21 protein-coding genes are annotated in these 20,430 nt (G+C 64.8%); 12 read left to right on the top strand and 9 right to left on the bottom strand.

Annotated elements, in window-relative coordinates; all coding sequences use genetic code 11:
- Position 1 precedes the first annotated feature (1 nt).
- Positions 2–598, bottom strand: coding sequence for an RNA 2',3'-cyclic phosphodiesterase (thpR, locus tag ACVJNE_RS05315; protein ID WP_173189238.1), 597 nt, complete (start codon positions 596–598; stop codon positions 2–4).
- A 108-nt stretch (positions 599–706) separates the two neighbouring features.
- Positions 707–1,351 carry an arylesterase gene (locus ACVJNE_RS05310; RefSeq protein WP_499563607.1) on the bottom strand — a complete coding sequence of 215 codons (645 nt, stop codon included), beginning with the start codon at positions 1,349–1,351 and terminating at the stop codon, positions 707–709.
- A 63-nt stretch (positions 1,352–1,414) separates the two neighbouring features.
- Here ACVJNE_RS05310 and ACVJNE_RS05305 point away from each other — a divergent pair, with 63 nt between their 5' ends.
- From ACVJNE_RS05305 to ACVJNE_RS05295, 3 genes are all read left to right on the top strand, one after another.
- Positions 1,415–2,113: an ABC transporter ATP-binding protein gene (locus ACVJNE_RS05305; protein WP_499563605.1), complete on the top strand. Its 699-nt coding sequence runs from the start codon at positions 1,415–1,417 to the stop codon at positions 2,111–2,113.
- Between the two features lie 10 nt (positions 2,114–2,123).
- Positions 2,124–4,673: an ABC transporter permease gene (locus ACVJNE_RS05300; RefSeq protein ID WP_499563603.1), complete on the top strand. Its 2,550-nt coding sequence runs from the start codon at positions 2,124–2,126 to the stop codon at positions 4,671–4,673.
- A 204-nt stretch (positions 4,674–4,877) separates the two neighbouring features.
- The gene (locus tag ACVJNE_RS05295) at positions 4,878–5,657 is read left to right on the top strand and encodes a Bax inhibitor-1/YccA family protein (RefSeq protein WP_499563601.1); all 780 of its coding nucleotides are present in this window, start codon (positions 4,878–4,880) and stop codon (positions 5,655–5,657) included.
- Positions 5,658–5,727: 70 nt separating this feature from the next.
- On the opposite strand, the gene ACVJNE_RS05290 is transcribed toward ACVJNE_RS05295, so the two are convergent.
- The 6 genes from ACVJNE_RS05290 to ACVJNE_RS05265 form a co-directional block, all read right to left on the bottom strand.
- On the bottom strand, positions 5,728–6,555 hold the full coding sequence (locus ACVJNE_RS05290) for a universal stress protein (RefSeq protein ID WP_499563599.1): 828 nt from the start codon (positions 6,553–6,555) through the stop codon (positions 5,728–5,730).
- Between the two features lie 120 nt (positions 6,556–6,675).
- Entirely contained in the window at positions 6,676–7,311 is a 636-nt protein-coding gene (locus tag ACVJNE_RS05285) for a helix-turn-helix domain-containing protein (protein WP_499563597.1), read from the bottom strand.
- An 81-nt stretch (positions 7,312–7,392) separates the two neighbouring features.
- Positions 7,393–7,761, bottom strand: a complete 369-nt coding sequence (locus ACVJNE_RS05280; RefSeq protein WP_499563595.1) for a hypothetical protein — start codon at positions 7,759–7,761, stop codon at positions 7,393–7,395.
- Positions 7,762–7,864: 103 nt separating this feature from the next.
- Positions 7,865–8,476, bottom strand: a complete 612-nt coding sequence (fixJ, locus tag ACVJNE_RS05275) for a response regulator FixJ (RefSeq protein WP_444726722.1) — start codon at positions 8,474–8,476, stop codon at positions 7,865–7,867.
- Between the two features lie 6 nt (positions 8,477–8,482).
- A complete protein-coding gene (locus ACVJNE_RS05270; protein ID WP_499563593.1) occupies positions 8,483–9,988 on the bottom strand; it encodes a two-component system sensor histidine kinase NtrB in 1,506 nt (501 codons plus the stop codon).
- Between the two features lie 118 nt (positions 9,989–10,106).
- Complete coding sequence (locus ACVJNE_RS05265) at positions 10,107–10,493, bottom strand: hypothetical protein (protein ID WP_499563591.1); 387 nt, start codon at positions 10,491–10,493, stop codon at positions 10,107–10,109.
- Positions 10,494–10,658: 165 nt separating this feature from the next.
- Here ACVJNE_RS05265 and ACVJNE_RS05260 point away from each other — a divergent pair, with 165 nt between their 5' ends.
- Positions 10,659–11,486 (top strand): universal stress protein, encoded by an 828-nt coding sequence (locus ACVJNE_RS05260; RefSeq protein WP_499564161.1) that lies wholly within the window; start codon positions 10,659–10,661, stop codon positions 11,484–11,486.
- Positions 11,487–11,495: 9 nt separating this feature from the next.
- On the opposite strand, the gene nagA is transcribed toward ACVJNE_RS05260, so the two are convergent.
- Positions 11,496–12,593 (bottom strand): N-acetylglucosamine-6-phosphate deacetylase, encoded by a 1,098-nt coding sequence (gene nagA / locus ACVJNE_RS05255; RefSeq protein ID WP_499563589.1) that lies wholly within the window; start codon positions 12,591–12,593, stop codon positions 11,496–11,498.
- Positions 12,594–12,694: 101 nt separating this feature from the next.
- Between nagA and ACVJNE_RS05250 the strand changes: the two genes are divergently transcribed.
- The 8 genes from ACVJNE_RS05250 to ACVJNE_RS05215 all read left to right on the top strand — a co-directional run bounded on the left by ACVJNE_RS05250 (position 12,695) and on the right by ACVJNE_RS05215 (position 20,425).
- The gene (locus ACVJNE_RS05250) at positions 12,695–13,984 is read left to right on the top strand and encodes an ABC transporter substrate-binding protein (protein WP_499563587.1); all 1,290 of its coding nucleotides are present in this window, start codon (positions 12,695–12,697) and stop codon (positions 13,982–13,984) included.
- An 85-nt stretch (positions 13,985–14,069) separates the two neighbouring features.
- Positions 14,070–14,951 carry a carbohydrate ABC transporter permease gene (locus ACVJNE_RS05245; protein ID WP_499563585.1) on the top strand — a complete coding sequence of 294 codons (882 nt, stop codon included), beginning with the start codon at positions 14,070–14,072 and terminating at the stop codon, positions 14,949–14,951.
- Positions 14,948–15,808 (top strand): carbohydrate ABC transporter permease, encoded by an 861-nt coding sequence (locus ACVJNE_RS05240; protein ID WP_499563583.1) that lies wholly within the window; start codon positions 14,948–14,950, stop codon positions 15,806–15,808. The genes ACVJNE_RS05245 and ACVJNE_RS05240 overlap by 4 nt, the downstream gene beginning before the upstream one ends.
- Positions 15,805–16,680: an ROK family protein gene (locus ACVJNE_RS05235; protein ID WP_499563581.1), complete on the top strand. Its 876-nt coding sequence runs from the start codon at positions 15,805–15,807 to the stop codon at positions 16,678–16,680. The genes ACVJNE_RS05240 and ACVJNE_RS05235 overlap by 4 nt, the downstream gene beginning before the upstream one ends.
- Entirely contained in the window at positions 16,677–17,420 is a 744-nt protein-coding gene (locus ACVJNE_RS05230; protein WP_444726594.1) for a GntR family transcriptional regulator, read from the top strand. The genes ACVJNE_RS05235 and ACVJNE_RS05230 overlap by 4 nt, the downstream gene beginning before the upstream one ends.
- Positions 17,421–17,446: 26 nt before the next feature.
- A complete protein-coding gene (locus tag ACVJNE_RS05225) occupies positions 17,447–18,241 on the top strand; it encodes a sugar isomerase domain-containing protein (protein ID WP_499563579.1) in 795 nt (264 codons plus the stop codon).
- Positions 18,242–18,273: 32 nt separating this feature from the next.
- Positions 18,274–19,299 carry an SIS domain-containing protein gene (locus ACVJNE_RS05220; RefSeq protein WP_499563577.1) on the top strand — a complete coding sequence of 342 codons (1,026 nt, stop codon included), beginning with the start codon at positions 18,274–18,276 and terminating at the stop codon, positions 19,297–19,299.
- Positions 19,300–19,321: 22 nt separating this feature from the next.
- A complete protein-coding gene (locus tag ACVJNE_RS05215; protein ID WP_499563575.1) occupies positions 19,322–20,425 on the top strand; it encodes an ABC transporter ATP-binding protein in 1,104 nt (367 codons plus the stop codon).
- Positions 20,426–20,430: the final 5 nt, after the last annotated feature.

Here is a 20,430-nt window from a genome sequence, read left to right as displayed (position 1 = left end):
GTTACCGCATGAATTGCGATGCGTCGAAGGCTTCTTCGCCCGAACCTGGACGGGTGGTGTCCCGACCCAGCAGCGGCCATGCCTCCTCGACGATGTAAGGGCCGCCGCCAACCGAGTCGCGTGACGACATCAGCACGAAGCGACCGACCTTGAATGGCATGGCGGCAAAGTTCCCGCGCGAGGACAGGTATCCTGCGACCTCGATCGGGCTTGGGTTGCGCAACCGCGCAAGCGTCACATGCGGTACGAACTTGCGTGGATCCGCCGGCAGGCCGAGGCGCTGGCAGATGCGTTCGATCTCGCCTTGAAGGGCCGCAAGATCGGGCGACGCGACGACGCCTGCGTAAAGGGAATGCGGTTTCTTGGAGCCGAAGGCCCCAACACCGGAAAGTGTCAGGCTGAAGGCCGGACGGCGCACCCTGTCCAGCGCATTGGCGACCTCGTCGGCCACGTGGCCTTCGACATCTCCGATGAAGCGCAGTGTCAGGTGGTAGCTTTCGACGTCGATCCAGCGTGCGCCCGGAAGGCCGCCACGCAGGAGCGACAAGGAAAGGGCGGCGTCGCGCGGTATCTCGAGGGCGGTGAAAAGTCGCGGCATTGCTACCTCCTCGAATCGACTGCTCAAGGGCAGCGAATCATCGATCGGGCCGACGGGCAAGCGCTTTTGTGAGCACATGCCATTCCGTTGGGGAATTGTTGCTGCGGATCAACTTCCCTGCCCGGCGCCGGCGAGCGTGGTTTCCATCAGCGGCATAAACGCCTCGACCATGCGGTCGACGCCTTCCGCGTTCGGGTGCATCCCGTCTCCCAGCAGCAGGGAGCTCTGGGCCGCTACGCCTTCCAGAAAAAAGGGATAAAGCGGCAGATCGTAGGTTTCGGCCAGGCGCGGGTATATCGCTTCGAATGCCTCGCCATAGTCGCGACCCAGGTTAGGTGCCGCCAGCATTCCCACAAGCAGCACGTCGATGTCGCGTTCCTGCAGCCTCTCGATCATCGCGACGAGGTTCTTTTCGGTCAGTTCCGGCGAGATGCCGCGCAGCATGTCGTTGGCACCGAGTTCCAGAATCACGAGGTCGGTTTCGTCGGGCACCGACCAGTCGAGCCGCGAAAGGCCGCCAGCCGTGGTGTCGCCGGAAACGCCGGCGTTGGCTATCACGACATCGTGACCGTTGGCCTTCAGCGCCGCTTCAAGCTTTTCGGGGAAGGATTGGCCCGCTTCAAGCTGGTATCCGGCCATCAAACTGTCACCGAAACCCACGATTCGCACGGGATCGGCGGCACTTGTCGTCACTACCAGCAGCAACAGTGTGCCCGTTGTGAGCAAAAGGTCCCGGAACCGTTTGAAAGCCATGTTATCCAACCCATATCTGACCGACGCCGTCGCCGACGATCACACATATAGGAAAGCTGCCCCGTGACAGAAACCGTCATCCAGATGAAGGACGTATCGCTGACCCTGGGTGAAGGGGCTTCCTCGGTACATGTGCTGAAGGGCGTCAGCCTCGAGGTGCTGCGTGGAGAGGCGACCGGGATTGTCGGCCCGTCCGGTTCGGGCAAGTCGACGCTGCTGATGGTGCTGGCGGGTCTGGAGAAGGTCGATGCCGGCGAAGTCTGGATCGCGGGTGAACGCATCGACGGGCGCAGCGAAGATGCGGTTGCGGCCTTCCGGGGACGCAATGTTGGTATCGTGTTCCAGTCGTTCCATCTGATCCCGAACATGACGGCGCTGGAAAATGTCGCTGTGCCGCTGGAACTCGCCGGCCATGCCGATCCGTTCGCAGTTGCACGGGAGGAGCTTGCCGCCGTCGGGCTCGCAGAACGGATAACGCATTACCCGGGCGAACTGTCGGGGGGCGAGCAGCAGCGTGTGGCCATCGCCCGTGCGCTCGCACCCGACCCGAAAATACTGATTGCCGACGAGCCGACTGGAAATCTCGACCAGGCGACCGGACGACAGGTCGCAGACCTCCTGTTTTCCAAGGCGCAGGAGCGCGGGATGACGCTGGTGCTGGTTACCCACGATCCAAGCCTCGCCGCACGCTGTGCACGGCAGATCGCGATGCGCTCGGGCCGCATCGAGACATCGCCGGCGTTTGCCGCCGTGCCGGCCTGAGGAACGGCGCATGGGGGCTTTAGACACGCTTCGCCTTGCCGTTCGCTTTTCACTTCGCGAGATGCGGGGCGGGCTTTCGGGATTCCTGATCTTCATAACCTGCATCGCCTTGGGCGTGGCTGCGATCGGCGGGATCAACTCGGTCGCGCGCGCCATTACCGTCGGCGTCGAATCGCAGGGGCGGGAACTGCTCGGTGGCGACATCCGCTTCCAACTCATCCACCGCGAGGTCGATGAGCGGGAGCGCGCCTTCCTCGATGAGCTGGGCGAGGTGGCGCAAAGCGCCAACATGCGCTCCATGGCCCGGCTGGCGGACGGTTCCGACCAGACGCTGGTCGAGGTCAAGGCGGTGGACGGGCTCTATCCGCTTTACGGCGCGTTCGTGGCTGAGCCAGCCATGCCGCTCGACGAAATCCTGGCGGAAACCGACGGCATCCATGGTGCGGCGGCGGCGGATATCCTGTTCGACAGGTTGGGGCTTTCCATCGGCGACCGGGTGAGTTTGGGCAATGCCGAATTTGAACTGCGCGCGCAGGTGGTCAGCGAGCCGGACGCGATCTCCGACGGATTCGGCCTCGCACCGCGTCTTCTGGTGTCGCTCGACGGGCTACGCGCTTCGGGGCTGATACAGCCGGGAAGCCTCGTGGAACATGCCTACAAGGTGAAGCTGCCGGAGCCGACGAGTGAAGCCGCGCTGCGCCAGATCGCCGAGCGCGCGACCGAAGCGTTTCCCGAGGCCGGCTGGAGCATACGTTCGCGCACCAATGCCGCGCCGGCGCTATCGTCCAATGTGGAGCGGTTCTCACAGTTTCTGACGCTGGTCGGGCTGACGGCGCTGGTTGTCGGCGGTGTGGGCGTCGCCAACGCGGTGCGCGCCTATCTCGATAGCAAGCGCGGGGTGATCGCGACGTTCAAGAGCCTCGGTGCTTCGGGGCGTTTCGTTTTCACCGTCTATCTGGTCCAGATCCTGGCTATCGCGGGGATCGGCATCGTCGTCGGCCTGGTGCTGGGCGCATTAATGCCGCTGGCGGCCAGCGCGATGCTGTCGTCCGTGCTGCCGGTGCCGGCCGCGGGTGGGCTTTATCCCGGCGCACTGGCCCTTGCCGCCCTGTTTGGCGTGCTGGTCACGCTGGCCTTCGCCCTGCTGCCGCTGGGACGCGCGCGCGACGTGCCGGCCACGGCGCTGTTCCGCGAAATGGGGTTCGATCCCCGCGGCCTGCCGCGCCTGGTCTATGTCCTTGCAACACTCGCGGTCGCGGTCGCGCTGGCGGCGCTCGCCGTGTGGACGTCGACTGACCGGCGTATCGCGATCATCTTCGTCGGCGCCGCGATTGTCGCGTTCCTGGTGCTGCGCCTCGTCGCATCGCTGGTGCAATGGCTGGCGCGCCGAAGCCCTCGCGTTCGCTCCACCGCGCTCCGGCTCGCCATCGGCAACATCCATCGCCCCGGAGCGCTGACGCCATCCGTCGTACTGTCGCTGGGGCTGGGGCTTACGCTGCTCGTCTCGCTCGCGCTGATCGACGGCAATCTGCGGCGTCAGATCGCGGGCAACCTGCCCGAACAGGCGCCGAATTTCTTCTTCGTCGACATCCAGAGCGGAGACGTGGATGCGTTCGCCGATCTCGTCCAGGCAGAATCGCCGGAAGGAAAGCTCATTCGCGTGCCGATGCTGCGTGGCCGGGTGATGGCGCTCAACGACGTCGACGTGCGCGAGATTCAGGTTCCGCCGGAAGGCGCATGGGTGCTGCGCGGCGACCGCGGCATCACCTATGCACGCAATGTGCCTGAAAACTCTACGCTGACGGCCGGCGAGTGGTGGCCCGACGGATATGAGGGCGAGCCGCTGGTTTCTTTCGCAGCGCAGGAAGCGGGCGAACTCGGGCTGAAACTGGGCGATACGGTCACCGTCAACGTGCTGGGGCGCAACATCACCGCGCGTATCGCCAACCTGCGCGAGGTGCAGTGGGAATCGCTCGGCATCAACTTCGTGATGGTGTTTTCGCCCAATACGTTTGCAGGCGCGCCGCATTCCTGGCTCGCCACCCTGGCGGACGAGCAGGCGACATCCGCCGACGAGGCGCGGTTGCTGAATGCCGTCACGCGTGCCTTTCCGGGCGTGACCAGCGTGCGCGTCAAGGACGCGCTCGAGATTGTCAACACGATCGTCGCGCAACTTGCGGTGGCGATCCGGGCGGCGGCGGCGATTGCTCTTGTCGCTTCCGTGCTGGTGCTTTCCGGTGCGCTCGCAGCCGGAAATCGTGCCCGGGTCCACGATGCCGTGGTGTTGAAGACGCTTGGTGCGACGCGCCGCACGCTGATACAGGCGTTTTCGTTGGAGTACACGATCATCGGCCTTGCGACCGCCCTGTTTGCGCTTCTGGCCGGTGGCGCGGCCGCCTGGTTCGTCATTGCCCGGATCATGACCCTGCCTTCGGCATTCCTGCCGGAAGTGGCGCTGTCGACGGTGGTGATCGCCCTGGTTCTGACTGTCGGTTTCGGCCTGATCGGGACCTGGCGGGTACTGGGCCACAAGGCCGCCCCGGTGCTGCGCAACCTCTGAGCCGAGCGGTTACGTTAACCTTCGGCGCGGTTCGATGTCGCAGATGAACGCTTTGTGAGGCTCACGAAGCGTTTCCGCGTGCAATTGCTCTTGTCCGAACGATGCGGAATGAGCATATTTCACATCAGGCATGCTGGAGTTCCGCCAGCGGCGCCTGGGCGTATGCCCGACACCCGACGGAACATGAGCAGAAAAGAGGAAATTATGGCTGACCTTCGCAATTATCAGGCTCGCGTGGCGACCGCCGGTTCGCGCGCTGACGCCGCGATCGACGAAGGCCTGCGCGCCTATATGATCAGGGTCTACAACCTGATGGCGCTTGGCCTCGCGATTACCGGCATTGCCGCCCTCGGCACCGTCATGCTGGCCACAACCAACGATCCGGCTGCCGCGGTGGCTACCCTCGGCAACGGCAAGATGCTGACCGGACTCGGCACCGCGCTCTACGGCTCGCCGCTGCGCTGGGTGGTTATGCTCGCCCCGCTGGCGATGGTGTTCTTCCTGTCGTTCCGCGTGGAAAAGATGAGCCTTTCGGCCGCCCAGACCACGTTCTGGGCCTTCGCGGCCGTCATGGGCATCTCGCTTTCGTCGATCTTCCTGGTCTTCACCAGCGCCTCGATCGTGCAGACGTTCTTCATCACCGCGACCGCGTTCCTGGCTCTGTCGCTGTTCGGCTACACGACCAAGCGCGACCTTTCGGGCATGGGTTCGTTCCTGATCATGGGCGTCTGGGGTTTGATCCTGGCGTCGATCGTGAACATCTTCCTCGGATCGTCCGCGCTGCAGTTCGCCATCTCGGCGATCGGCGTGCTGGTGTTCGCGGGCCTCACCGCCTACGACACCCAGCAGATCAAGGAAATGTACTACGAGGGCGATGGTGCTCTGGTCGCTGGTCGCAAGGCGATCATGGGCGCCCTGCGGCTCTATCTCGACTTCATCAACATGTTCATGTTCCTGCTGCAGTTCCTGGGCAACCGCGAATAGCAGTCGGCAGAACCAAAAAAGAAAGGGCGGCTCTTGAGCCGCCCTTTTTTCTTGCCGGTGTTTCCCGCGCTCAGTGCGACAGCAGCGTCGGGCGAAGCGGGTTCTTCAACACGTGAGCGGTAGCGCTGCCGAGGAAGAAGTCGCGGATGCGCGAGTGCCCGAACGCGCCCATGACGAGCAGATCTGCGTCCGCCGCCACCTTGTCGAGGGTCTTGCCGACCGTTTCATTGCCACGATCGACATGCTCCAGCGTCACCTTCACGTCATTGCGCGCAAGATGGGCGGCCAGCTCAGGCCCGGTTGCATTGTCGGGCATGGCCTTGTCCTTGTTGACCGTGACGAGGCGCACACCCTTTGCGCGCCGCAGCAGCGGCATGGCGTCGCCGATCGCGCGCACCGATGCCCGGCTGGCATCCCACGCCACCACGACGCTGTCGAGGCTGAACGTGTCCTGCTTGCCCTCAGGCATCAGCAGCACCGGCCTGCCTGACTCGAAGACCAGCGCCTGCACCAGATCGATGCAGGCCTGACTGTCCGAGATGGCGGGCACCACCGTCAGATCGCGCATGCGTGCGTAGTCCATCGCGGGATGGGTGCTTCCTTCCGAAACTTTGACGATGAGGCCCTGGCGGGCGATGCCCGCGCGTTCCGCCTCTGCCTCGAAGGCGTCGAGCTGCGCCTGGGCAACCGTATGAACCTCGCTCTGCCGGGTCTTCAGCTGCGTTTCCAACTCGGTGCTGAACGGATGGAAACCCACCGGCATGGGAACCGCGGTCTCCACGACCAGACCTGTCAGGTGCGCCTCCAGCAATCTAGCCATGTCCACGGCCCGTCGCAGCTCGTTGGGAGACGCGGTCTTGGGGTAGGAGGGCAGTGGCAGCAGAATGTCTTTGATCATGTCGTCCTCGATTGGGCTTTCGAACGTTCGGCCGCCATTATCAGAGGCCGAAGGCCTGCTGTCACCCTCGCCTGTGGCCAGATGCGACAATTAGGGTCAGCACCGACACTGCGACCGCGTTTATTCGCTCATCTCACGCAAAGCATGCCATCTGACGATCTCGACGCAACGCAGGCTTGCAAGCCTGATGACGCCCTTTTCCTTCAGCTTGGTGAAGACGCGCGACACGGTTTCTATCGTGAGGCCCAGATAGTCGGCGATATCCATGCGCGACATCGGCAGGTCGAACCGAGTGTCGCCGCCCTGGCGCTCGGCCATATCGATAAGAAAGGCCGCGACGCGCTCCGGCGCGTGCTGCCGGCCAAGCACCAGAAGATGCTCCTGGGCCCGCACCAGACTCTTCAATGCCAGCGGCAGGAGCGCTCGTGATACGTCGCCAGAGGAGGCCAGTCGCATGATGCGGATACCCGTTGTGCCGATCGCCTCGGCGAAGAAGTGGTGGGAGCCATCGGTCTCGAACCCAAACACCTCGCCAGCCATATGAAATGCTGCGATCTGGCGCCTGCCGTCGGCCAGCAGGCGATAGACCCGCACCGCCCCGAATTCCACCTGGTAGAGGCAGTCGGCCTTTTCGCCCTGCGCATAGATTTCGGCTCCGGGGTCAAAACAGGTTACCGGCTGCAGCGCGTTGCCGGAGGCATCGGCGACAGCGAAGGGAAAGGCATCGAAGCCGGTGGGCAGCGGGTGGATGGTCATGGCGGTTTCCCGATCTGTATCGTGAGACGGAGATCGCGCGGATCGCGCCGTGGCGAAATTCGGTTATGTCCCTACGGGAAACTACGTAGCGCGGGCCTGTGGCTCGTTGCTGACCAGAGCTACCACCGTGTCGACGAGCCTTCGGCCGAGCAGGGGCTTGGTCAGGATCGCGATGTGCGATGTGGTCTCTGGTACGTTGCGCAGGCGATCGACCAGAAGCACGATCGGTCGCGGGACCGGGTCCAGCCGATCCGCAATGTCGCTGCGGCCGGACACGGCATTCTCGTCCACCACGCTGCACACCATCTGCCCGGCTGTTGTCGCCTGCAACGCCGCGGCGAGCAGCGCGTGCGAATCGACGCGGAATCCCTCCGCCTCCAGCGCAAACTCCACCGATCTGCGCAGCTCCGGATCTGGAACAACGACGAGCACTTTATGCTGCGGATGCAACGCGACCTTCTCCACGGCAATCGGGATGGCGGATCCATCCGGCGTCACCCCGATTAGGCCGTGTCGTGCGCCAGCGCTTTGCGCGAGGTCAAATTGTCGCGGCTCAAACCGGGCCGAAGCCGGCGGCCAACGCCATACGCACCAGTTCCGGCAGGCTGCGCGCCTCCATCTTGGACATCACATTGGCGCGATGGACCTCGACAGTGCGCGGGCTGATGTCGAGATCGTAGGCGATCGTCTTGTTGGGCAGTCCCGCGACGACACCGGAAAGCACTTCGCGTTCACGCTCGCTCAGTCGTTCCAGGCGGGTCCGGATGGCGGCTACGTCCTCTCCGCCCGGCTCGCTGGAAAGCTTCGCGGCAGCACGTTTGATGGCCTCAATCAGCACCTCGTCCTCGAAGGGCTTTTCGATGAAGTCGAGCGCGCCGGCTTTCATGGCTGCAACGGCCATAGGCACGTCGCCATGTCCGGTGATGACGATCGAGGGGATATTTGCGGACATGGCGCCAAGCTGGCGCAGCAGTTCTACGCCGCTCATGTCTGGCATTCGCAGGTCGGTAACCAGGCAGCCATTGCGGATCGACGGCGCTGCTTCGACGAAGGTGGTCGCCGATTCGTGAACCCGTACGGTGAACCCGGCCATGGTCAGCAGGAAGGCCAGCGATTTTCGGACCGGTTCCTCGTCATCCACGATGTGGACGGTGTAGTCTGCGATGTCCATTCAGCTCTGCTCCTCATATGCGGGCAGGGTAAAACGGAAGGTGGCGCCCCCGTTCTCGTTGCGGACAACGTCGATCTCTCCGTCATGCGCCTCGATGATGCGCTTGGACAGCGAGAGGCCTATGCCCATGCCGCCTGCCTTGGTGGTGACGAAGGGGCGGAAAAGCTGAGGGGCGACCTCCTCCGAAACACCCGGCCCGGTGTCCGCGACTTCAACCACGATTTCGCCCGGCATGCCCGGCGCGATGCGCACGTTGAGGTTGCGGCGCTCGCTGTCGCGCATTGCGTCCATGGCGTTGCGCATCAGGTTTATCAGCACCTGCTGGATCTGGACCCTGTCGGCCATCACCATCTCGGCGCCCGGTTCGAAATCGAAAACCGAACGCACGCCGCGTTCGCGTGAGCCGACCAGGGCCAGCGCGCCGGCTTCCTCGACCAGTTTGCGGATGTCTTCTGGAGCCTTCTCGGTCTCGCCGCGCATGACGAACTCGCGCAGGTGGCGGATGATGCGCCCGGCGCGCAGCGATTGCCGTGAAATCTCCTCAAGCGCCTCGCGCATGCGTACCGATACCGCTTCGTCCATGTCGCGAAGCAATCTGGTGCAGCCCTGGGCGTAATTGGCGATCGCCGAAAGCGGCTGGTTGAGCTCGTGGGCGAGGGTGGAGGCCATCTCCCCGAGTTCGTTGAGGCGCGCCAGCCGCGCCAGTTCACCTTGGATTTCCTCCAGGCGTGCCGCAGATTCCTGCCGCTCGGTGAGGTCACGGATGAAGCCGGTGAAATAGGTGGTTCCGCCGGACGACACCTCGCCGACCGCGAGCTTCATCGGAAAGGTGGAGCCGTCCTTGCGGCGACCCACAACGACGCGGTCGATGCCGATGATGCGCTTCTCCCCGGTCGCCTGATAGCGCTGGATGTAGCCGTCATGGCCGCTGCGGTAAGGCTCCGGCATGAGGATGTTGACGTTGCGGCCGATCACCTCCTGCTCGGCGTAGCCGAACTGGCGCACCGCTGCGGCGTTGAAAGACGATATGCCTCCCTTGGCGTCGATAACCACCGTGGCGTCGGGCACCGTGTCGAGTATCGAGCGCAGATGCGCCTCGCGATCCACCAGCGTGACCCGCGTCTCCTCGATCTGGCGTGCAGTCCGATGAAACGCACCGCCGATCCAGACGATCATGGCGCCGGCAAGCGCGAACAGTCCGAGTTCCAGGATACTCGCCAGCGTTGCGCTTGCAGGGCCGCGCGCATAAACGGACGCGGCAAGCGACAGGGCCAGCGAAAGCAGGCCCGCGCCCGAACCACCGGCGACAGCCGCGATCAGGATCGCGGGCGCAAACAGCACGAATACCGCGTGGTCGTTCAATATGCCGCGCAGCAGAAGCTGCGCAGCCAGCGCGATCGCGACCACGACAATGGCCAGGCCATAGCCCGTCCACCCGCCGAATCGGTTGGCAAGCACAGCTTCGAAAAAGCGACTTGAAGGTCTCGCGTTGGAATGGTCGAGCATGGGCGGGCATCGATGGCTGAAGCGGGCGCAGCGGCCACGCTCACGCGACCGTCACGCGAACCTTAGCGATGAGCCCAACGAGTGCAAGCGCGGCGGCATGCCGCGCCGGACAGACAACTCAGGGTTTCTCGACCCGCGACACCTGATAGGTATGCATTTTACCAGCGCGACCGATCGAAACATATTCGCCGGTGACGAAGCGCTCGTCGCCGAGCTTGAAGCCGATCTCGTCGTCCTGCTCGCCCTCGACATAGTCGAAATACCAGGTTCCGCCGGGCTTGCGACGCAACCGGCCGACCTTTTCGGTGTCGCCGTTGCTGAAATGCCGGACACGGCACGCGGCCTGATGGGTTTTCCACTCTCCGGCATCCAGACGCCCCCCGCCATCCAATGGAACGAGCAGGTCGTAGCCTTCCTCCGTGTCGCCGGCGGGATGGCCGCTTTCACGGGCCAGCAGCAGCCGCACGTGGCGGAAACGCGGTGTGAGGTCCTTCATCTCTGTCATGGGGCGCTCCAATCGTTGCCTGTTGGCTATCCCAGTGGACAGGATCGGGCCTTGATCACGATCAAGGCGGCCAGGGCCACCTTGCCGCATTGGTGGCAAGTCGGTCCTGCGCGGGAGCCTCCGGGCCTGATGAATTCGGCTCGACAAAGGAGATCAGCCGTGAAGATGGAAGCCTTCGTTCCCCTCGTTACTTATCTCAATCCGAATTCCGACGCGGTTACGGCCAATGTCGTGGCGATGGCCGGTCATCTCCGAGCAACGCTTCATGCGCTTGCGATCAACGCGGATATTCCGCCGGTCTCCAATGCCTTGTCGCATTTCCTGCTCGACGTGCCGGAAATGATCCGCGAGGCGGAGAAGCTGAGCCGGGAGCGCGGGGATCACCTGCTCACGCTCATTGTGGAGAGGGCGCAGGCGGCCGGTTTGACCGCCTCCACCAACGCGATCGCAGTCAAGCCCGCGCTGCTGGCCGAAACGGCCGCCGTCCATTCACGCTACCACGACATCAGCCTGCTGGGCTGGGAGGCTGGTAATCCGACGTCACGCCTTACCGCCGAGACCGTCATCTTCGGTGCCGGCCGTCCGACCGTTCTGTTGCCCGAACTCTCACCTGTTGGCGCGCTTGACCATGTTGCCGTCGCCTGGGATGGCAGCCGGGTCGCCGCGCGGGCGGCAGCCGATGCAGCGCCGCTGCTGGCTCGCGCCACGCGCGTCTCCGTTCTTTCGGTTGTCGACGACAAGCCATCCAGCCGCGACGCGGCAGAGCGTTTTGCCGGCGGGCTCGTGCGCCGAGGCGTCGAGGCGGCGGCAGTTCCGCTTCGCGGGCAGGGTGCGCCGATCGCCGAGACCTTGCAGCAGACCGCGCTGGAACGTGGCGCCGGCCTGCTGGTCATGGGTGGGTACGGGCATTCCCGGCTGCGCGACTTCGTGCTTGGCGGCGCGACGAAGGGCGTGCTCGACGATCTTCTGATGCCGGTTCTGCTCTCGCACTGACCCGCTGCATCAACAGCGCGGCTTGCCGCGCAGGATGACCGAGCGGAGTTCAAGGTCGCGGTCGAGCACGACAAAATCTGCTACCGCGCCCGGCGCGATCCGCCCGCGATCCGTCAAGCCGAGATAGTCGGCGGCGATCGTAGCCGTGCGTCGCGAGGCTTCGTCGATGCCAAGACCGATAGACACGAGATTGCGGAAGGCCTGAAGCATGGTGAGGCTGCTTCCGGCCAGCGTCCCGTCGGCAAGGCGCACGCCGTTGCCGCATTTCTTCACGTGCTGGGTGCCAAGCCGATAGTCGCCGTCGGGCATGCCGGATGCCGGCGTGGCGTCCGTCACGGCGTAGAGGTTGGGGATGGCGCGCAGCGCGGCGCGGATCGCACCGGGGTGGACGTGCAGGAGGTCCGGGATCAGTTCCGCATGCTCGGCATGGGCAAGGGCCGCGCCGACTATGCCGGGCTCGCGGTGGTGTAGGCCGGACATGGCGTTGAACATGTGCGTCACGCCGTGGCGCCCGCTCTCGAAACAGCGTGCCGCCGTCTCATAGTCGCAGGACGAATGGCCGATCTGCACACGCACGCCGCGTTCGTTGAGATAGCGGGTGAGGTCCCCCTCCGGATCTGCTTCCGGCGCAAGCGTCACCACGCGGATGCGAGCGAAGCCCATCAGGTGCTCCATCAGGGCCGTGTCGCCGTCGATAACGAAATCGGGCTGTGCGCCCAACCGGCTGCGGCTGATGAAGGGACCTTCGAGGTGAACGCCCAGCACCGCGGCCTCGTCATCGCCCGGCTCGAGTGCTGCGCGGTTGGCGGCTGCCAGCGCCTGTTCGATGTCTGGCACCTCGGCCGTCATCGTGGTGGCAAGCAGGGCCGTCGTGCCTGCTGCCGCATGGGTCGCGGCCACCGTATGCGGCGCGTTGCCTGCCTCCATGATGTCGGCGCCGCCGCCGCCATGACAATGCAGGTCGATGAAGCCTGGCAGCACTATCACGTCCTCGTTGCCAGTATCCGTCGCCTCCACCGCCTCGACGCGCCCGGCGCGCCAGCGCACACGCCCGTTGACCCAACCTGCGGGCGTCAGCACGCGGCCTGCGATCTCACCTGTCTGCATTTCCGATCCGTTCCATGATTGCCAAATGGATTATGATGTTATAACCAATTCTCCGCGAGGATACCACATAACTCTGACACAGAGGCTTCCGGAGGTTGATCATGATGAAACTGACGCGATTGAAACTGGCGCTTGCCGCAGCCGTTGCGCTTCCCGCCTCGGCATTCGCCGAGCCTGTGAACATTTCCTACCTGACCCATTGGTCGCCCGAGACCGTCGCGCTGCTCGAAGCCGCGGCGGCCAGCTACAGCGAGGCCAATCCCGATGTCACGATCACCGTGCAGGCGGTGCCGTTCGGTGACCTGTTGACGACCATCCGCTCGCAGGGCGGCGGCGCGGGTGGACCGACCATTGCCAGCATCTACGATCTGTGGCTGCCGGAACTGGCACGCGACGGCCTTGTCGAGAAAGCGCCCGAGGTGGTCTCCGGTGACGTCGGCGCCGCATGGCCGGCCGGCATTGCCGCAGCCGCCAGCGTCGACGGCGCCGTCTACGGCATTCCCAACGAGATCAACGTCTACGCGCTGAACTACAACAAGGCGCTGTTCGAGGAGGCGGGTATCGCCGAGCCGCCGGCCACCTGGGATGCGCTGAAAGAGGCCGCCGCCGCGATCACCGCCAGCGGTGAAGGCCGCCAGGGCTTCGGCATGATCAACTCGTGGGCTGCCGGTGTCGTACATCCGTTTTCATCGCTGCTGGTTTCCAATGGCGGCGACCTCGTGGTCGACGGCAAGCCGGCGCTCGACAGCCAGGCCGCTGGCGAGACGTTCGCGCTCTACGAGGAAATGATCAAGGAAGGTTATACCGATCCTTCCATGGGCACGGCCGACGCCAACACCACCGGACCCTTCCTCGACAATTTCGTGTCCGGCAACACCGGCATGATCATCATGGCCAACTGGTGGGAAAGCGCGCTGCGCGCCGGCATGGGCGACCGCTTCGACACGATCGGCACCGCGCCGATTCCGGTCGGACCCAGTGGCGACACCGCCCGCTCGATCTCCTATTCGTGGCTGACCGTGGTCAATGCGGGCGCGGCCGATGCCGAGCGCGAGGCGGCGTGGGACTTCCTGTCCTGGCTCAACGGTGCTGAATCGGGCGAGAACGGCGCGTCCGCGATGTCGGGCATCCTGATGTCGATGGGCATCCTGCCGTCGCGCAGTTCCGACGTCGAAGCCTATCAGGACGACCTCGGCCGAGACTTCCTTGCCGGCTATGTCGATGTGCTCGAGAATGCCAAGGCATTCCCGGTCGTGCTTGGCGGGCAGGAGTTCTCAGAGGCTCTGCAGCAGGTGATCGAATCCCTGCAGTACGGCCAGGTCGACGCCCAGGAAGCGCAGGCCAATGCGCAGGCCGACGCCGAGTCGATCCTGGAGCGGGCCAAGCAGTAGCAATGAGAATAGCCGGATGCGGCGCAGCCGCATCCGGCCAGACACCCGCGTTCGTCATGGATTTGCGTATCTCCACATGGCCACGATGACCAGAAGCACGATCACGGTGATGCTCGCGCCGGCGGTGACGCTGATCTGCGTGTTCATCCTCGTGCCGATGGCCCTGACCATCTGGCTGTCGTTCCACGACTGGTCGACGCAGACCGGCTTCGAGACGGCGCGTTATGTCGGGCTGCGCAACTATCAGGACATCTTCGGCTCGATCTCGGTGGGGCGCGATTTCAAGCGTGCCTTCGTCAATACGGCGATCTACACCGCGCTGTCGGTCGCAATCATCCTGCCGCTGTCGGTGATGCTGGGCCTGCTCGTCTACCAGACGCGGGTGAGGGGCGGGCACCTGCTGCGAGCGATCCTGTTCTCCACCTACATGGTGCCGATGGTGGCGGTCGCGCTGGTGTGGTCGAAGCTCTATTCGCCGGCTGAAGGGCCGATCAACCAGATGCTCGGCTGGGTTGGCGTGGCGCCCGGCACCTGGCTCTCCTCGCCCGATACGGCGCTCGTCTCTATCGTTTTCCTCAATGTCTGGCAGCAGGTGGGTTATTTCACGGTGCTGGTGATCGCCGGCCTCACCCAGATTCCCAATGCGCTTTACGAAGCGGCGCGCATCGACGGCGCGAACCCGGTGCAGGAATTCTTCGGCATCACGCTGCCGCTGCTGCGCCGCACGCTGCTGTTCAGCGCGGTCATAGCCGTCATCAACGCCGTGCAGGTTTTCGAACCGGTGGCCCTAATCACCCAGGGTGGGCCGGCGGGGTCGACCAACGTGCTGACATATCACATCCGCCGCGTCGGCATCGAGCGGGCGCAGGGCGGGCTGGGCTCCGCCATGGCTGTCACGCTGATGCTGTCGCTGATCGTCGTCGTCGTCGCGCTGTTCGCGTTTGCCCGCAAGGGAGACCGCGAATGAGCGGCACGACAAAACCCTTCCGGCGCAACAATCCGAGCGGCTTCGATGCCTTGCTCGTGCTGCTGATAGTGGTTGCGGCCGTGGTTGCGGCGTTCCCTCTCGTCTGGATGGTGCTTTCCAGTTTCAAGACGCCGGCCGAAAGCATGCAGGTGCCGCCGGTGTGGCTGCCAAAGACGCCGAGCCTCGATTCCTATTCGGAGGTCGCGGGCGTCATCAATGCCGGGCGCTCGTTCTGGAATTCGGCGGTCATCGCCACGGTGACTACGGCGGGCATTCTCGTTACCAGCCTGATGGCCGGCTACGCCTTCGCGAAATACCGCTTCCGCGGACGCGACACGCTGTTCGCGCTGCTGATCGCGACGATGTTCCTGCCGCCGATCGTGACGCTGATCCCGCTCTACCGGCTGGTGAGCTATATCGGGCTCAACGGAAGCCTGTTCGGCGTCATCGTTCCGCATCTGGCGAACGCCTTCGGCATCTTCCTGATGCGTCAGTTCATCGCCGGCGTGCCGGACGACCTGATCGACGCGGCGCGTGTCGACGGGGCTTCGGAACTGCGCATCGTCTTTTCGGTGGTCGCACCAGCCGTTGTGCCGGCGCTTGCTGCGCTGACGTTGTTCGCCTTCGTCTATCACTGGAACACCTATCTTTGGCCGCTCACCGTGCTGCAGGGCAATACTGACGACTACCCGATCGTCATCAGCCTGAGCCGGCTTCTCTCCTACAATCGCGGCGCGATGAACACGCATCTGGTGATGGCGGGCGCAACGCTCGCCGTACTGCCGCCGCTGGTCATGTTCGTGCTGCTGCAACGCTTCTTTGTCGACAGCATCGTCAGTTCGGGGGTCAAGGGATGAGCCGGCTTCTGGCGCTCGATCTCGGCGGCACCAACCTGCGCGCGGGCGTGGCCGATGCCGGCCGGCCCGGTGTCGTCGAATCAATCGGCCGCTGGCCGGCGCCGGCGAACCTAGCCGGTTTCGAGACCCTCTTGCGCGAGCTTGTCGAGAGGCATGACCCGGCCCGCATTGGTATCGCGATCCCGGGGCTCGCCACTGGCACCACCTGCACCTGGGTGCCGAACCTGCCGTGGGCGGATGGCGTCGACGTTGCCGCCATGCTTCCAGGCCTGCCGCTTGCGCTCGGCAACGACGCCCAGCTTTCGTTGCTGGCGGAAGCGACCGACGGTGCAGCGGCCGGGCTCGGAGACGCGATCCTGCTGGCGATCGGCACGGGTATCGGTTCCGCCGTTCTGTCCGGCGGGCGTGTGGTGCGTGGCGCGCATGGCGGCGCGACGTCGTTCGGGTGGGCCTGCGCCGACGCTTCGGATGCTGGAGACGACCGCGATGGCTGGCTGGAACGCCATACTTCCGGGCGCGCCCTCGACCGGCTCGCGGCAACCATCGGGCTTGCCGATGGAGCCGTGCTGATAGAGGCGGCACGCGGAGGCAATGCGCAGGCACAGCACCTTCTCGAAGGGCCGGCATCTGCACTGGGCACTGCGCTGGCCGGTGCCGTGGCGCTGCTGGATGTGCGCGCGATCGTCTTCGCGGGCGGGGTGGCCACGGCGCTCGATGTTCTGGAGCAGCCCATCATTGCCGCGCTGCAACGACAGCTTCCGCCGCATCTGCGCGCTGTCAGGTTGCTGGCCGGTCAATACGGGCCGGGGGCCGCGCTGGCCGGCGCAGCCATAGCCGCTGCGGGAAGTCCGCTTTGGGAGGATCGGAAATGACCGAGATCGCACCGATAGCCAAGCCAGACCGCAACCGCCCGGAGCCGCTGTGGCATCAGGCCGAGCAGGCGCTGCGCGGGTTGATCGCAGACGGCACCTGGACCGACGGCATGCAGATCCCCAATGAGGAACGGCTGAGCACGATGCTTGGCGTCAGCCGCATCACCATCCGCCACGCACTGCGCAACATCGAGGATTCCGGCCTGCTGCGACGCGAACACGGGCGCGGCACTTTCGTACGTTCATCTACAGTCATTGCCGGCGTGCGCGGGCTGACCAGCTTCACACAGGAGATGGCGGGGCTCGGCCTCATCGTCGGTTCGCGTATTCTCGAACGCGCCGAGGAAGCGGCATCCGCCGAGGTGGCGAGCGCGCTGGAAATCCGCCAGGGCGAACCGGTCGTGAGGCTGCGTCGACTGCGCATGGGCAATGACGCGCCGATCGGCGTCCAGACGGCGTACATGCCGCTGGCGCGGGTTCCCGGATTTCTCGCACTGGAGCCATCGGCATCACTCTACCAGACGCTGAGCGCGCATTTCGGCATTGCGCCGCGCGAGGCCCGGGAGGTCTATCGCGTCGGCACCGTCGCTGCGGAGGACGCCGCCCTGCTTGGCATCGAAACCGGCAGCCCTGCCTTCGTCGTCGAACGCATCACCTCGGACGCCATCGGGCCGTTCGAATTCGTCCACTCCATCATGCGGGGCGATCGCTACGAGATCCGTTCCCGTCTCCACATCTGATCCCAAGCGAAAGGCAGAACATCACCATGTCGACCCTCTATATCAGCCGTCTCACCAAGCTTGCCGAAGAGGCAGCACAGACCAACGAAGCCGCGTTCGAGACCGTCTCGACGAAGCTCGCAGATTCGCTGCAGGGCGGCGGTCTGGTGCACCTCTACGGTTCGGGCCACTCGGTGCTGCCGTGCCAGGAAACCTTCCCGCGCTACGGTTCCTATGTCGGGTTCAACCCGCTGACCGACCCCCGCGTGATGTGGCACAACGTGCTGGGCGCCGGCGGCGTGCGCGAGCTTCTGTGGCTGGAACGCACCGAAAACTACGCGGAGAAGTTCCTCGACCACCAGCCGTTGAACCCCGGCGATTCGATCATCATCTTCGGTCATAGCGGCCGCAATGCATCCGGCATCGACACCGCGCTCTACGCCAAGAAGCGCGGGCTGTTCGTCACCGCGATCACCTCCACCCATAATCTCGACAAGCCTGCCACTCATTCTTCGGGCAAGCGGCTTGCCGATGCGGCCGACGCGGTGATCGACACCCGCTCGCCGATCGAGGATGCGGTGGTGCCGGTCGAAGGCTGGTCGCGCCCGGTCGCCGGTTCGTCGACCGTGCTGGCGATGATCCTGATGCACGAGCTTGTCGCTCGCACGGCACAGAAGCTGGGCGAGCGCGGCGTGGAACTGCCGACCTTCGCCTCGCCGACAATCGCCGGCGTGACGCTGCACGATACGGACGTCATCTACGGCAAATATCGTGAGCGCATGATCGACGCCCAGCAGAAGCATCTGGACTTCTTCAAGGTAAGGATGCAGGGCGAGGCCTGATCGGCAACAGGCATGACAGGGAGACACTAACCATGACGCAGACGATGATGGCGCGCGAGATCGCGGAGATACCGGCAGTGACCGCGCGTCAGCTCGGCGAGGGCCTTTCCGCCTATCAGGCCATCGGCAAGATCCTGCGCGACCGTGCCCCCCTGTTTGCCGCCACATCGGCGCGCGGCACGTCGGACCATGCCGCGACCTACCTGAAATATCTGGTGGAAACGCGGCTCGGTCTGCCGGTCGCGTCCATCGGGCCGTCGGTGGCCTCGATCTACAAGGCGCCGTTGCATCTGGAGCAGGCGGCACTGTTTGCCGTCTCGCAGTCCGGCGCCAGCCCGGACCTGCTGGCGCTGCTCGAGGCCGGGCGGAAGAGCGGTGCTGTGACGGTCGCGCTGCTCAATGCCGAAGGATCGCCCGCCGCGAGCGTCAGCGAGCATGTGGCGCCGCTGCTGGCTGGCCCCGAAAAGGCCGTTGCTGCATCCAAGAGCTATGTCGCTTCGCTCGTTGCCATGGCGGCGATCGTCGCGGAATGGACCGGTGACGAGGAGCTTACGCGCGCGCTTGCACTGCTGCCCGACGCTTTCGCAGACGCACTGCGCTGCGACTGGAGCGCGGCGGACGAGGCTTTTGTTGCGGCGGAGTCCGCATACTGCCTCGGCCGTGGCCCGGGTCTGACGATTGCGGCAGAGGCCGCGCTCAAGTTCAAGGAAACCTGCGCTCTTCATGCTGAGGGGTTCAGTAGCGCGGAGGCGATGCACGGTCCGCTGGTGCTGGCCGGCGAGGGGCTGAAAGTGCTCACCTTCGTACCCGGCGATGTCGCGCGCGCCGGTGTGCTCGACACCGCGCAAAAGATGGCTGAGGCCGGCGCAGACGTCTGGCTCGTCGATCAGGAGCAGGCGGAGAAGAATTCGCTGCCGGCGGCGCGCGCACCGCATCCGGCGCTGGTCGCGCCGGTTCAGGCGGTTTCCTTCTACGTCTTTGCCGAGCGGCTGTCGCGCCTGCGCGGCCATGATCCCGACCGGCCGATGCACCTCAAGAAGGTCACCGAGACCGTCTGAAGAACACGAGGACTATTGCCGCATGGCGACGCTGCAGCTCAGCAACATCGAGAAGACCTATGGCTCGGTCGAGGTCATCAAGGGCATCGACCTCGACATCGCGGATGGCGAGTTCGTGGTCTTCGTCGGGCCGTCCGGCTGCGGCAAGTCGACCCTTCTGCGGATGATCGCGGGGCTGGAGGAGATCAGCAGTGGCGATCTGTTCATCGACGGCGAGCGCTGCAATACGCGCGCGCCGAAGGATCGCGGCATCGCCATGGTGTTCCAGTCCTACGCGCTCTACCCGCACAAGACCGTCTATCAGAACATGGCGTTCGGCCTGAAACTGGCCGGGCGGCCGAAAAGCGAGATCGACACGAAGATCCGCGAAGCCGCCCGCATCCTGCAGATGGAGCACCTGCTGGAGCGCAGACCGCACCAGCTTTCCGGCGGCCAGCGCCAGCGGGTGGCGATCGGCCGCGCGATCGTGCGCAATCCCAAGGTGTTCCTGTTCGACGAGCCGCTTTCCAACCTCGATGCGGCGCTGCGGGTAAGCACCAGGCGCGAACTCGCCAAACTGCACGCCGACCTCAAGGCGACGATGATCTACGTCACGCACGACCAGGTCGAGGCGATGACACTCGCCGACCGCATCGTCGTGCTCGACGGGGGCGTGGCGCAACAGATCGGCAGTCCGATCGAACTCTACGAACGTCCGCGCAACCTGTTCGTGGCCGGATTCATCGGCTCGCCAAAAATGAACTTCATCGCCGCAAGCGTTGTCGGGCGCGACGGAAGCGGCCTGCGGGTGACAAGCGAGGAGACCGGCGAACTCGTCGTTCCGGTCGAGGACGGGACACATCTCGCAGAGGGCGCTCCCGTGACACTCGGTATTCGCCCCGAACATCTCGTTCCAGCCGGTGCCGGCGATGGCGCCATCGACGCAGCGGTCGAACTTGTCGAGAGGCTGGGCGACCAGAGCCTGCTGGAACTGCGGACGGCCACTGGCACGACCATCGTCGCTCGGGCCGATGCAGGCTCGCCCATCAAGGTCGGTGATGCGGTTAGGGTCGGCTTTGCGCTCGACCGGGTTCATCTGTTCGGGACGGACGGGCAGGCGTTGCGGGCATGGCCGCGCAACGTCTGATCGCC

It is taken from the genome of Mesorhizobium sp. DxT (assembly GCF_058448885.1).
This window is presented reverse-complemented; position numbering and strand designations above follow the sequence as displayed.